Here is a 12971-nt window from a genome sequence, read left to right on the forward strand (position 1 = left end):
GAGGGATGCTGACTTTATATATCATCCGGCATGGTGAAACGGAATGGAACAAAGCGAAAAGAATGCAGGGTCGCCTGGACTCTGATTTAACGGAGAAAGGCAGACGTGATGCGAAGCTGCTTGGAGAAAGAATAAAGGATATAGAATTTAAGCGTATGATATCTTCACCGAGCAAACGGACTTTACATACAGCACAGCTTGTAAGAGGAACAAGGCAGATTCCGGTCGAAACAGATGAAAGGCTTATGGAAATAGATCTTGGTGATTGGCAGGGAAGAGTGGAAAGTGAAATAAGGGATCTTTATCCGGCTGCGTTCGATGCCTATTGGAACCGGCCGGAGTCCTATGAAGGTGCAGGAGGAGAAAGCTTTTATGATGTGGCAAACCGCGTTGCTTCCTTTCTGGAAGACTTGCAAAAGACCTCATCAGAAGGCAGTGTGCTGATTATTACCCATGCAGTTGCTGTCAAAGCTCTGTATATGCTTTGCCGCAATGCTGCTGTCGAACGCATTTGGGATCCGCCCTTCATTCATGGAACCAGCCTGACCATCCTGCAGATCGATCAGGATAAAAAGGAATTCCTCTTAGAAGGATGCATGGCTCACTGCGAATAAGGTTTAGGCTCGTTAAAGAACGAGCCTATTTTTTATTGATGACCTTTTCTTCCCATTCTTCCCTCAGAATGCCCATCCGGATGCTATCATAATACTTCCCATTAACAATCCGGCATTTCCGCATTTTACCTTCAAGCTGCATGCCGATCTTTTCAGCGGCTTTCATCATTCTTTTGTTGCCTGACCAGGTGGTAATACCTACCCGGGCAAGCGGAAGAGAGGAAAATAGAAAGTCCACCCACAGAGTAAGAGCCTCTGTTCCATAACCCCCATTCCAATACTCGGGATTGTGAATTACAATTCCTGCTTCAAGCCAATTAGAATCTCGATGCTCCCAGTAGTATCCCACAATGCCGATTACTTTTTCCGACGCTGCAATTACCATGCTGCTAGGCAGATATTCTTCTGCCTTTTGGAGGAATTCCTGTTTATATGTTTCAAAGTCTTTATGCTCAAGAGGAAAATAGGGAGCATCCCATCTTTTCCACTCAGGGTTGTCTGTTCCGTAAATATAGTCCCATAAAATAGGCAAATCCTCTTCCTGTATGGGACGAATCTTCACCTTTAGGGCTGTATCTTCGATCATAGCGGGTACCCCTCCATTAAATCTTAGTAAAAACCCTTGTCTTGCTTGTTCCTTCTGTGTTGTGCTCTTCATCCCAAACTGAATGGATCTCAAAAGTCCCTTCTTTGAAAAAAAGCGGCAGCTTTCTCTTGAACCAATCCTGCATGGGAAGGTCCCTTGCATCTTGTCTCGAAACCCACTGCAATTCTCCTTCAGGAGGATCCGCAAGAAGTCTTCCTTCAAAGGAGTCTGCCAGATAATTAAATACCATGTAGCGGACATTCATCTGGGGGTTTACGTACTCATCCCAGCCTTTAAAAATAATATTTTTGACGTGCAGCCCGGTCTCCTCAAGCACTTCGCGTTTTGCTGCGTCCGTAATGCTCTCGGGAAACTCTACTTTTCCGCCTGGTGCGAGATAGCCAGGGAAGCCTTTATAATCCGGGCGTTTTATGAGGAGGATCTGATCTCCGTCTGCAACCATGCACATCGTGTACATCTGATGTTCGATTTCTTTCCAGTTCATTGCTGCACCTCTATTAATAATGATTCCAAAGTTTATACATTCTTTTAAAAGGAGAAAATACCTCCTTTATTGAAATCATATCATGACTAGAAAATTTGAAGAGGTGACCATAAATGGAATTGAAGATGGGGTATGTCATTCTATATGCGGAAAGCCTGGAAAGAACGAAGCATTTTTATGGTGAATTGCTGGGTCTGAAGCTTAGGAATGAATTTGGAACTTACATCGAGTATGATACAGGCAGCACCATTCTTTCTTTTAATACGAGAGAAGGAGGACGGGAAGTCACCGGGCTTCCGATACCGGATGGATTAAGAAAGGAGCAGACATTTGAGCTGGGCTTTGTCACAGAAGAGGTAGAAGCGGCAGTTGAAAAGCTAAAGGCCGCCGGAGTCCCTGTCCTGCTCGAGCCTGTTGAAAAGCCTTGGGGCCAGAAAGTGGCATATGTGCAAGACCCGGATGGACATTATATTGAGATTTGTTCGCCTATAGGATAATAATTGACTCTGCTCCAGGGTCATTTTTTTGTTGGAAATTATTTTTTATATGCATAGGAATCTGTTGGTTTCAAAAGAAAAACATAGATTTTAAGTGTTTTTAGCGCTTACATAAAGGTTTGTAAATATAAGTAAATGTGTTATGATTCTATATGTTTTTGTCGGCCCGACTTTGATGAGAGTTCAAAGTCATTACTATAAATCTATTAATAAAGAGGTGTTTATTTGAAAGTTTTATCAAAAAAAGAACAATGGTTTGGCAATGTTAAGGGAGACATTCTTGCTGGAATCGTAGTGGCATTGGCACTAATTCCAGAAGCGATTGCATTCTCGATTATTGCTGGTGTCGATCCAATGGTTGGATTGTATGCTTCTTTCTGTATTGCTGTAACCATTTCAATAGTTGGCGGAAGGCCTGGAATGATTTCTGCTGCAACTGGTGCGATTGCGTTATTAATGGTTACATTAGTAGCCGATCACGGACTGCAGTATTTATTTGCTGCGACCATTTTGACGGGAATTCTTCAGATCTTATTTGGTGTGCTTAAGCTGGCCCGCTTTATGAAATTCATTCCGCGTGCGGTTATGATTGGGTTTGTTAACGCACTGGCTATATTGATTTTCATGGCGCAGCTTGAACAGTTTGTAGATGCTACATGGGTAATGTATGCGATGGTTGCCGGTGCATTGGCGATTATTTATATTTTCCCGAGATTTACTAAAGCAGTGCCATCTCCTCTGGTGGCTATTATTGTTATTACTATCATTGCCATCATGACAAAGAGTGATGTGCGCACAGTTGGCGACATGGGAACTATCACATCAGCCCTTCCGGCATTCTTTATACCGGATGTTCCATTTAACCTTGAGACTCTGAAGATTATTTTCCCATACTCTATTGCCCTTGCGATCGTAGGCTTGCTTGAATCCTTGCTGACTGCATCCATAGTTGATGACATGACCGATACAGCCAGTAATAAGAATATGGAAAGCCGCGGACAGGGAATTGCGAATATCGTGGCAGGTCTATTCGGCGGAATGGCAGGCTGTGCCATGATTGGACAATCCGTCATAAATGTGAAATCTGGCGGAAGAGGCAGACTGTCCGCTTTGGTAGCCGGCACATTCCTTATGTTTCTGATTTTAGTTTTGGGGAATATTGTCGTTCAAATACCGATGGCTGCATTAGTCGGTGTTATGATCATGGTTTCGATCGGTACTTTTGATTGGTCATCCATTAAGGGACTTGCTAAGACGCCTGTCACAGATTCGATTGTTATGGTTACAACGACTGTTACAACTGTTTTCACTCATGACTTATCCAAAGGAGTTTTCGCGGGGATCATCCTAAGTGCGATCTTCTTTGTTGCTAAAATTTCGAAAGTGCATGTTGCATCACGAATTGAAGGAGATAAGAAAATATACGCTGTAACAGGCCAGGTTTTCTTTGCTTCTGTAGATGAACTTGTAGCAGCATTCGACTTTAATGAAGAATTAAAAGAAGTTGAAATTGATTTTACACAGGCGCATGTATGGGATGACTCAGGTGTCGCTGCCATAGATAAGATTGTAATAAAGCTTCGTGACAACGGTGTGTTGGTACGCCTATCAGGATTAAACGCGCCAAGCTCGAACTTGATTGAGCGTTTGGCCGTTCACCGCAAACCTGGTGCGAAATTTTCCGGCCATTAAAAAACTGGAATGAATACCACAGTCAGCTTCGACTGTGGTATTTTTTTTATAAGAATAGGTAAGGGGTGAGGCTCTGTGTTTAAAAAAATACTGATTGCTGCAGATGGATCCGATCATTCGATTTGTGCAGCCGCTAAAGCCATTCAACTGGCCGAACAGAATCCTGATTCTGAAATTACCGTAGTCTATGCTGTTGATGGCCAGACCTCAAAAGAAGATATCCTTCATCATTTTGATAAGAGTATAGTGGACCAGGTGAGAAAAAAACGCTTAGAGCCAATAGAAAACTTATTAAAAGAAAAGGGCATTTCATATGAAATAAAAATCCTGCAGGGAGAGCCTGGACCAGCCATTGTGGAATTTTCCAACAAAATGGATTTTGATGTTGCAGTAGTTGGCAGCCGGGGTCTGAATACTCTTCAGGAAATGGTGCTCGGAAGTGTTAGCCATAAAATAGCCAAACGTGTGAAAGCGCCTGTTTTGATTGTTAAGTAAAGTTCGGATATATACTTTTCACTTTCCTGGTAATGTAAAGCGGATGCTGCGCCAAGTGAACGATATACCGATAAAATATAATAGGCTGCTAAACTAGACTAAGTGACCGATATGCCGGCTTAGTGCTGCAAAATTCATAAAAACCGCACAAAAAAGATGTCCCCGCAGGGACATCTTTTTTCAATTAGCCGGCTTTCACAGCAGATTGAGGCTGAAGTTTCTTATCTTTGCCGCTTACCTTATCAGACAGCAACGTCAGAGCACCATCACCTGTTACATTACATGCAGTTCCAAAGCTGTCCTGGGCAAGGTATAGGGCGATCATAAGCGCAAGCATGGTCTCATTGAATCCGAGCATGCTATCAAGCAGACCCAATGCGGCCATGACAGCCCCTCCTGGGACACCGGGAGCTGCAATCATTGTGATGCCAAGCATTAAAATGAAAGGCAGGATTTCTGCAAATGATGCCGTTTGACCCTGCAGCATCATCACGGCGATCGCACAGCTCACAATGGTGATCGTGCTTCCGGAGAGATGAATCGTTGCCAGTAATGGAACGGAGAAATCCGCGACTTTTTCACGTGCACCAAGCTTTTTAACCTGCTTAAGTGTAACAGGAATGGTGGATGCGGATGATTGAGTACCAAGTGCCGTAAAGTAGGCAGGCATCATATTTTTCATGAGTCTAAGCGGATTGGCTTTCATAAGACTGCCGGCCGCTGAGTATTGAAGCAGTAAAAATAAAAGATGAAGAGCAATAATCATGACAAAGACTTTGGCAAATACAGAAATAATGGCGCCAACCTGTCCGCCCTGCGTCATATTGGCGAAAATCCCAAAAATATGGACAGGAAGCAATGGAATGATGACTTTTTCAATCAGTTTTTCAATAATATCACGGAAATCATTCATAGCATTTTGCAGAGTGTTTCCTTTGATCGCAGCCAATCCGAGGCCTAGAGTGAATGAAATCAGCAGTGCCGTCATGACCCCCATTACAGGAGGCATGTCCACCTGGAAAAAGGGTGAAAGCAAAGCATCCTCAGGATTCTCAAACTCTTTGAAGCTTTGGTTTTTTAAAAGAACAGGATATAACACCGTCGCAGAAAAATAGGCGACTAAACCAGCAGTGATCGTAGAAGCATAGGCAAAACCAGTTGTAATCCCCAGCAGTTTCCCTGCGCCTTTTCCCATGCTCCCAATACCTGGCGCGATAAATCCGATAATAATTAATGGAATCGCAAAACCAAGAAAGTTTCCGAACAATCCATTAAAAGTAGCAAATAGCTGAATAAGCCATTCAGGAGAAAAAGAACCTAATAAAATACCCAGTGCAATGGCTGCAATTATTCTGGGAAGCAAACCGAACTTCATTTTTATGTCCTCCTAAAAAATACAGTTGTTTTTGTTAGGAGGATTATATCCTGTTTTACGTTAAAAGTTAATAGATAAAGGTTTTGTTATAATAATAAAATAAGTCTGATTATTCACCAAGGATTAAGGTTTTTTCTCGTTAATTGCTCTATAGTAGGCGGTTAAACGTTTTCTTAAGATAATAATAGGAAAAAGGGAGTTTAATTTAATGCCAGAAAAGGAAATTATTTTACTGGTTTCAGATAAGAAAAGTTTCCTTTTTCAGGGCCATTTCATACATATAGGAATATGGGCGTATGTGGAGAAAAAAATTCCTGTGGAATTGAACATGTAATCACTCCCTTTCTTAAATGTGAAAGTGTTACAATAAAGAGTAGCTTGAATGAACATATAAATCAGCTAAGGAAAAAAAATGAAGGAATAAAGCGGCATGAGAAGCCGGTTAGTCCATGATCGAATATTGGAGGTTCTTTTATGAAAACGAAGGTTGGCCTTTTGTACGGCGGAAAATCTGCAGAGCATAAAGTATCGATGCAGACTGCAATGGCTGTGATTAAAGCATTGGATTTGGAGAAATTTGAAATTCATCCTATTTATATATCTGAAGAAGGTCAATGGGTAAAGGGCCCTCAATTGCAAGGGCCTGTTTCCAGTGTGAAGGAGCTGGAATTTTCCCAGGGGGAAGCACTACCTCCAACAGCTTTGGCACCTACTCTTTTCCAGGGTGCCCAGGATAAAGGTCCATTTGATGTAATCTTCCCGCTGCTTCATGGTCCAAACGGGGAAGACGGCACGGTTCAAGGTTTGCTTGAGCTGCTTAACCTGCCATATGTGGGAAATGGAGTATTGGCTTCATCTGCAGGGATGGATAAAGTCATTATGAAGAATATCTTTGCACAGGCTGGTCTGCCGCAGGTGAAGTATGTCTGGTTTATCCGCAGTGAGTGGGAAAATGAGACGGAGGCAGCCTATGACCAGGTGGAAAGGGAACTCGGGTACCCGTGTTTTGTAAAACCGGCCAACCTGGGTTCGAGTGTAGGAATCAGTAAGTGCATGAACCGTTCAGAGCTTGAGGAAGCATTCAAAGAAGCTTTCCAATTTGACCGTAAAATTATCATCGAAGAAGGCGTTACAGCCAGAGAAATTGAAGCTGGCGTATTGGGCAATGATTATCCGGAATGTTCTGTTGCCGGTGAGATTGTCCCGAAAGTTGAATTCTATGACTATAAAGCCAAATATGAAGATGGGGACACAGCATTAATCATTCCTGCTGAAATCTCAGAAATTGAGTACAGTGAACTGAGAGACATGGCCATTAAAGCATTTAAAGCCCTTGACTGCTCAGGTCTGGTCAGAGCTGATTTCTTTTTAACAAGAGAGGGTAAGCTATACATTAATGAAGTCAATACAATGCCAGGCTTTACACCTTTCAGCATGTTCCCGCTTCTGTGGAAGCATACGGGAGTAGAATACCCTCAGCTGATCGAAAGGCTTGTTAATCTGGCCATCGAACGCCATGCTGAGAAACAAAGCATTAAACACACAATGTAAAAAGATATAATTGTTGAAGGAAACACGGCATATCTGTCGTGTTCCTTTTGTTCATACATAACTGGCAATATGAGCCTTTCATAATGCCGAAACAGGAGGCGCCATATGATAAAGAAAACACTTCAGGAAATTGAACAAATGATAAAGATCGAGAATGATGTTTCATCTTTTCATAATACATCCATACAGGGCGTCAGCATTGACTCCAGAAAAATCGGGCGGGGTAATTTGTTCGTCCCATTCAAAGGGGAAAATTCAGACGGCCATCGATTTGTAGAAGATGCCATCGAAAAAGGGGCAGCCGCAGCCTTTTGGCAAAAGGATGTTCCCAATCCCCCTCTTCATCTTCCAATCCTGATCGTCGAAGATACACTAACGGCTCTTCAGGAATTGGCTAGAAGCTATCGTGATGAATTAAAGATAAAAGTCGCAGGCATTACAGGAAGCAACGGCAAAACAACCACCAAGGATATGACCGCAAACCTTCTTTCCGTGCAATATAAAGTTCAAAAAACCGAAGGTAACTATAACAATCATATCGGTTTGCCCTTAACCATTCTGGCTCTTGAGGAAGATACGGAAATCGCGGTGCTGGAAATGGGGATGAGCGGCAGGGGAGAAATCGATTTCCTTACGAAGCTTGCCCGCCCGGACGCTGTGATTATTACGAATATAGGCGAATCCCACCTTCAGGATTTAGGTTCCAGAGAAGGGATTGCAGAAGCTAAGCTTGAGATCGTAAATGGACTCCAGGAAAATGGCCTGGTTATTTATTACGGCGACGAGCCTCTCTTGGATGAAAAACTGAAATCCTACAATGGTTCGGCAGCTTTAAGAACTTTTGGAAGAACCGGGAAAAATGATGTGTACCCGATGGATATCAAGCAGAATGACAGCGGCAGCACGTTTGGGATTAATGTGTCCAGCGGGAAGTTTTATCTGCCTGTGTTAGGCACCCATAATGTTCTAAATGCCCTGGCAGCCATGATTGCAGCAGCCCATTTTGGCGTTCCGTACGAAAAGATGAACGAAGGCTTCGCAAGCTTAAAGCTGACGAATATGAGGATGGAACTTCTCGAGGGCCAAAGTGGAGAAAAAATCATCAATGATGCTTATAATGCGAGTCCAACATCCATGAATGCGGCGATTGAACTGATTGCCAACCTGCCAGGGTATAAAAAGAAAATTCTTGTTCTGGGCGATATGCTGGAGCTTGGTCCGCAGGAGGAGGATTTCCATTACTCCACAGGAAAATCTGTGGATCCTGAAAAGGTTGATTATGTATTTACTTTCGGCAAGCTTGGCGAATATATCGCCAAGGGAGCGAAGGAGGTACTTCCTCACGAACGGGTGGCCGCCTTTACTGACAAACAGCCGCTGATCGAAGAGCTGAAGAAACATGTGGATCCGGAAACGATTATACTGGTTAAGGCATCCCGGGGCATGAAACTGGAAGAAGTTGTCTCTGCCCTTCAATAATTGCTAAGAAAAAAATAACAACAACACTTTAACAGATAGAATGGTAAGACTAAAACAGCTGGAAAATAACATGTAATTCTCATACCTTGTTAATTTTGTTATTGTATATATCTGTTATTATAGGAAATAAACCCCTGTTTCACGTGAAACAGGGGTTTAAATTATTTTTATATAGTTCCTTTGTTATAATTTTTATCTTCTAACAGGTTTGATTAGTATGGCAAAAAGGAAAAAGTGTAAAATAGAATTGACTTAGATTATAAAAAATGGCGGTGACTCGAGGATGATTGGCTGCATGTGCATACATGGTTTTACAGGAGCTCCATTTGAAGTAGAGCCTTTGGCAGAATATTTGAAAGAACATACAGACTGGGAGATTTCCGTGCCGACATTGCCGGGTCATGGCGATGAACTTAAGCTGAAAGGAATTGCCTATAACAAATGGATTGAGCATGCAGAGGAAGAGCTGAAAAGGCTGATAAGCCGCTGTGAGAAAGTGTATGTAATCGGCTTTTCGATGGGCGGCCTGATCGCCAGCTACTTAACAGTGCATTACCCTGTGGATAAGCTGGTTCTGCTCAGTGCAGCTGCTTATTACGTAAATCCAAAACAGCTTTTCTTCGATATTAAAGAGATGGCAAGGGATGCCTTCAAGGGAAACCTGGCCGACAATGAGATGTTCGTCAGATATAAGCGGAAAATAAGTGCGACACCGATTACGGCAACTCTTCAATTCCGCAGGCTTGTGGCCTCTATCAAACCTATCTTAAATCAGATCACTGTGCCGACATTGATTGCGCAAGGTGAAAGTGATGGAGTGGTGCCTCCGCGAAGTGCCAGATATTTATACAATAATATAAGTTCATCGGCCAAAAAATTAATTTTTATAAAGGACTCCAAACATCTTATCTGCCATTGCGGAGAAGGGGAACGCCTCTTTCAGGAGATCCTTGGTTTTCTTCAAAAAAAGCCGGAATGATAAGGTTTTCAGCCAGCCTTCAAGTTTGCAATGCTTACTTGAAAATGGTAATATAAACACCAAAGTGCCAACAGGAACTTCTTTTGAGAACCCGGACATGCTCCAGCAGGAGAATGTCTTTTTTCATTAAATACAGAGGTATTGCGGAGAACGTCATACTTCAGTATGGCCATAAATAGATGAGTGCTTTCTCGTTGTTAGAACTCATCTTTAGAGACCTGATTGTCCGTGAACAATTTGGATAGAATTTACCCTCATCCTTTCCTCAAGCGGGTTTCATAGTGAGTGGGACTCTTCTTAACGAAACATAACCGCACTTTTTATAAAAATAAGAAGTTAAAGCATCTAGAGACCGGGTACTGCCGGTTAAAAGGCTCCTTACGGGGTGCCCTAACTTTTCTTATAATCGTCCGGAAGAGTGACTCATAGGCCAATTTTCAGGAGAATTCCTGCCTGCAGGTTTGCAGGGACAAAATTTTTCTATGATTAGAAGGAGAATGAATACATTGACAAAGTTTCAAGACTTGGGCATCAGCCCGGCGACAATGAAATCACTGAAGCGAATGGGATTTGAAGAAGCGACTCCTATTCAGGCCCAGACCATTCCGTTAAGTTTAGAGAATAAAGACCTGATCGGTCAGGCGCAGACAGGAACAGGAAAAACTGCTGCATTCGGAATCCCGATGATTGATAAAATCGACAACACGAAGGATTTCATTCAGGGAATTGTGATTGCTCCGACTCGCGAGCTGGCAATTCAGGTATCGGAAGAACTGTATAAAATCGGCTACGGCAAAAGAACGAAAGTCCTATCCATTTATGGAGGGCAGGATATTAATCGCCAAATCCGCGCCTTGAAGAACAAACCGCATATCATTGTTGGAACGCCAGGACGTATTTTGGACCACATAAACCGCAAAACAATGCGTCTTGACCATGTCCATACAGCCATTCTTGACGAAGCGGATGAAATGCTTAACATGGGATTCATTGATGATATTGAAGCAATCCTTGCCCAAATTCCGGAAGAGCGCCAGACCCTGCTTTTCTCTGCTACAATGCCTGCGCCAATCCGCAGAATGGCAGAACGCTTCATGAAGGAACCCCAAATTGTCCGCGTAAAAGCAAAGGAAATGACTGTATCATCTATTGAACAATACTATATTGAAGTGCATGAAAAGAATAAATTTGATGTGCTGACAAGACTTCTGGATATTCAATCACCGGAATTGGCAATCGTATTCGGACGTACAAAGCGCCGTGTCGATGAACTGGCTGAAGCCTTGAATCTTCGCGGATACATGGCTGAAGGAATCCACGGTGACTTAAGCCAGGCTAAAAGGATTTCTGTTCTTCGCAAGTTCAAAGAGGGAAGCATTGACGTCCTCGTTGCAACAGATGTTGCTGCACGAGGCTTGGATATTTCCGGTGTCACACATGTATACAATTTTGATATTCCTCAGGATCCTGAAAGCTATGTTCACCGCATCGGCCGTACAGGACGTGCTGGAAAAACAGGTGTTGCGATGACATTCATTAATCCGCGCGAAAAATCGTATCTGCATGTCGTAGAACGTACAACCAAGAGGAAAATGGAACGCATGGATGCTCCAACACTGGATGAGGCCCTTGAAGGCCAGCAGAAAGCAGTCATGGAAAAAATCATGCAAACCATTGAGGAAAACAATCTTGAGAGCTATAAAGAAGCAGCTGATGAGCTCCTTGCACAAAAGGATGCTTCAACAGTGGTTCAAGCCGTGCTGAAGATGCTGACAAAAGAACCGGATACAACTCCTGTTAAATTAACAGAGGAAAAGCCGCTTCCATCTAAGCGCGACAGAAAGCCGAATGACCGCAGCCGCGGAGGCTATAACGGAAAAGGCAGACAAGGAGGCCAGAAAGGATCATATAAATCCCGTCAAGGCCACACTGGAAAACGTCAAAGCCACAATAACCGTTCAAATAGCAGCAGCAGCTATCGTTAAACGGTTACTTTAAAAAGGAGAGCAGAGATTCTGCTCTCCTTTTCTTTTTAATTTGCTCCCACTATTATAAGGGCCATCCATCTGCAATTTCTCAGCGGCAGCCGTACATACTAAGGGAAAAACAATGCGGGAGGAATCGACATGACGATTGTACGCCTTGGGTATGTCGCGATGAGTATGAATCTGAAAAACGCGTCACCATCGCAAACGATGACGTTTAAGCAATTCTCGGCCATTAAAGACCGCGAGGCGGCTATAGCAAGACTGGAGCGGATTGCCGTATCAAATCTCGAAAACTGCCTAAGGCTGCTAAAGCACAATGTGGCCCATGATATCCATTTTTTTCGCTTTAGCTCCCGGCTGATTCCTCTTGCCAATCATGAGGAACTTTCTGATTGGAAGTATATGCACTCTCTTAAAGAAGCTCTATCCAAAATTGGTGACTTTCTGGATGGACACCCTATGCGGGTGGATTTTCATCCAGACCATTTTGTGCTCCTTAATACACCGAAAGTTGATACATTGAATATGTCCATTAAAACACTGGCAATGCATGAAGCCCTGCTGAAAGGCATGAGGCTGAATCCAGCTCACCGCTGTGTTCTGCATGTGGGCGGAGGATATGATGATAAAGAGAAGGCTCTCGAACAATTTATCCATAATTGGGGCTTTACACCTTCAGGAATCCAGCAAATGATTATCCTCGAGAATGACGATACCACCTTTACCCTTGATGATACGCTTTATCTTTGTGAAAAGCTTGGGATTCCGCTTGTATTTGATTACCACCATCACCTTGCCAATTTTGAGAATGATAACTGGACGGAGCAATGGGAAAGGGTCGCAGCGACATGGGATCATTCAGAATTGCCTGTGAAAATGCATATTTCCAGTCCGAAATCAGACAAAGATTTCAGAGCGCATGCCGATTATATTAATGCTGATATGTTCATGGAGTTTCTTCAGAACATTAAGGGGTCAGTGCCTGAGATTCATTGCATGATCGAAGCGAAAATGAAGGATAGCGCACTATTTAAGCTTTCTGAAGATTTAAGAACGAACCCCGATCTGACTTTTATTGATTCATCCAGCTTTGAAATATAAGTAGTACCCCCGCTTTTTTCATAAAAGGGAGACACTTCTTTTTTCTGTCATGTATACTTATAGAAGTGAAAGAGCTGATCCAAAGAAATGTGCTGATGAGGTTCTTAGC

Annotated in this window: 12 protein-coding genes; 9 read left to right on the top strand and 3 right to left on the bottom strand. The window is 42.9% G+C overall.

Translation table 11 applies throughout. The annotated features are described in order from the left end of the window. Positions 1-5: 5 nt before the first annotated feature. Positions 6-614: a histidine phosphatase family protein gene (locus tag AC0VZ9_RS01290; RefSeq protein WP_475396974.1), complete on the top strand. Its 609-nt coding sequence runs from the start codon at positions 6-8 to the stop codon at positions 612-614. 25 nt (positions 615-639) lie between these two features. Here the strand turns inward: AC0VZ9_RS01290 and AC0VZ9_RS01295 are convergent, their stop codons facing one another. Both AC0VZ9_RS01295 and AC0VZ9_RS01300 read right to left on the bottom strand, forming a co-directional pair. Next, positions 640-1200, bottom strand: coding sequence for a GNAT family N-acetyltransferase (locus AC0VZ9_RS01295; RefSeq protein ID WP_217027378.1), 561 nt, complete (start codon positions 1198-1200; stop codon positions 640-642). A 16-nt stretch (positions 1201-1216) separates the two neighbouring features. Then, a complete protein-coding gene (locus AC0VZ9_RS01300) occupies positions 1217-1705 on the bottom strand; it encodes an 8-oxo-dGTP diphosphatase (RefSeq protein ID WP_009336328.1) in 489 nt (162 codons plus the stop codon). Positions 1706-1818: 113 nt separating this feature from the next. On the opposite strand from AC0VZ9_RS01300, the gene AC0VZ9_RS01305 reads away from it, so the two are divergent. The 3 genes from AC0VZ9_RS01305 to AC0VZ9_RS01315 all read left to right on the top strand — a co-directional run bounded on the left by AC0VZ9_RS01305 (position 1819) and on the right by AC0VZ9_RS01315 (position 4389). Then, positions 1819-2202, top strand: coding sequence for a VOC family protein (locus AC0VZ9_RS01305; protein WP_019381237.1), 384 nt, complete (start codon positions 1819-1821; stop codon positions 2200-2202). 225 nt (positions 2203-2427) lie between these two features. Next, positions 2428-3894 carry a SulP family inorganic anion transporter gene (locus tag AC0VZ9_RS01310; protein ID WP_475396975.1) on the top strand — a complete coding sequence of 489 codons (1467 nt, stop codon included), beginning with the start codon at positions 2428-2430 and terminating at the stop codon, positions 3892-3894. Between the two features lie 75 nt (positions 3895-3969). Beyond that, complete coding sequence (locus AC0VZ9_RS01315) at positions 3970-4389, top strand: universal stress protein (protein ID WP_475396976.1); 420 nt, start codon at positions 3970-3972, stop codon at positions 4387-4389. Positions 4390-4573: 184 nt separating this feature from the next. On the opposite strand, the gene AC0VZ9_RS01320 is transcribed toward AC0VZ9_RS01315, so the two are convergent. Next, positions 4574-5764, bottom strand: coding sequence for a dicarboxylate/amino acid:cation symporter (locus AC0VZ9_RS01320; protein WP_019381239.1), 1191 nt, complete (start codon positions 5762-5764; stop codon positions 4574-4576). Between the two features lie 474 nt (positions 5765-6238). Between AC0VZ9_RS01320 and AC0VZ9_RS01325 the strand changes: the two genes are divergently transcribed. From AC0VZ9_RS01325 to uvsE, 5 genes are all read left to right on the top strand, one after another. Further along, positions 6239-7315, top strand: coding sequence for a D-alanine--D-alanine ligase (locus tag AC0VZ9_RS01325; protein WP_009336323.1), 1077 nt, complete (start codon positions 6239-6241; stop codon positions 7313-7315). 105 nt (positions 7316-7420) lie between these two features. After that, positions 7421-8794 (top strand): UDP-N-acetylmuramoyl-tripeptide--D-alanyl-D-alanine ligase, encoded by a 1374-nt coding sequence (locus AC0VZ9_RS01330; protein WP_217027380.1) that lies wholly within the window; start codon positions 7421-7423, stop codon positions 8792-8794. Positions 8795-9077: 283 nt separating this feature from the next. Next, positions 9078-9773, top strand: a complete 696-nt coding sequence (locus AC0VZ9_RS01335; protein WP_009336321.1) for an alpha/beta hydrolase — start codon at positions 9078-9080, stop codon at positions 9771-9773. A 506-nt stretch (positions 9774-10279) separates the two neighbouring features. Then, positions 10280-11758 (top strand): degradosome RNA helicase CshA, encoded by a 1479-nt coding sequence (gene cshA, locus AC0VZ9_RS01340; RefSeq protein ID WP_019381243.1) that lies wholly within the window; start codon positions 10280-10282, stop codon positions 11756-11758. A gap of 141 nt (positions 11759-11899) precedes the next feature. Then, positions 11900-12862 carry a UV DNA damage repair endonuclease UvsE gene (gene uvsE / locus AC0VZ9_RS01345; RefSeq protein WP_009336319.1) on the top strand — a complete coding sequence of 321 codons (963 nt, stop codon included), beginning with the start codon at positions 11900-11902 and terminating at the stop codon, positions 12860-12862. The last annotated feature ends 109 nt before the right edge of the window (positions 12863-12971 follow it).

The organism is Cytobacillus sp. QJM3NY_8, from assembly GCF_056173585.1.

What these genes read in the sequence shown, in the direction of transcription:
- AC0VZ9_RS01305 (WP_019381237.1), top strand. Translation starts at nt 1,819, where the DNA reads ATGGAATTGAAGATGGGGTATGTCATTCTATATGCGGAAAGCCTGGAA.
- AC0VZ9_RS01325 (WP_009336323.1), top strand. Translation starts at nt 6,239, where the DNA reads ATGAAAACGAAGGTTGGCCTTTTGTACGGCGGAAAATCTGCAGAGCAT.
- AC0VZ9_RS01330 (WP_217027380.1), top strand. Translation starts at nt 7,421, where the DNA reads ATGATAAAGAAAACACTTCAGGAAATTGAACAAATGATAAAGATCGAG.
- AC0VZ9_RS01295 (WP_217027378.1), bottom strand. Translation starts at nt 1,200, where the DNA reads ATGATCGAAGATACAGCCCTAAAGGTGAAGATTCGTCCCATACAGGAA.
- AC0VZ9_RS01335 (WP_009336321.1), top strand. Translation starts at nt 9,078, where the DNA reads ATGATTGGCTGCATGTGCATACATGGTTTTACAGGAGCTCCATTTGAA.
- AC0VZ9_RS01320 (WP_019381239.1), bottom strand. Translation starts at nt 5,764, where the DNA reads ATGAAGTTCGGTTTGCTTCCCAGAATAATTGCAGCCATTGCACTGGGT.
- uvsE (WP_009336319.1), top strand. Translation starts at nt 11,900, where the DNA reads ATGACGATTGTACGCCTTGGGTATGTCGCGATGAGTATGAATCTGAAA.
- AC0VZ9_RS01290 (WP_475396974.1), top strand. Translation starts at nt 6, where the DNA reads ATGCTGACTTTATATATCATCCGGCATGGTGAAACGGAATGGAACAAA.
- AC0VZ9_RS01300 (WP_009336328.1), bottom strand. Translation starts at nt 1,705, where the DNA reads ATGAACTGGAAAGAAATCGAACATCAGATGTACACGATGTGCATGGTT.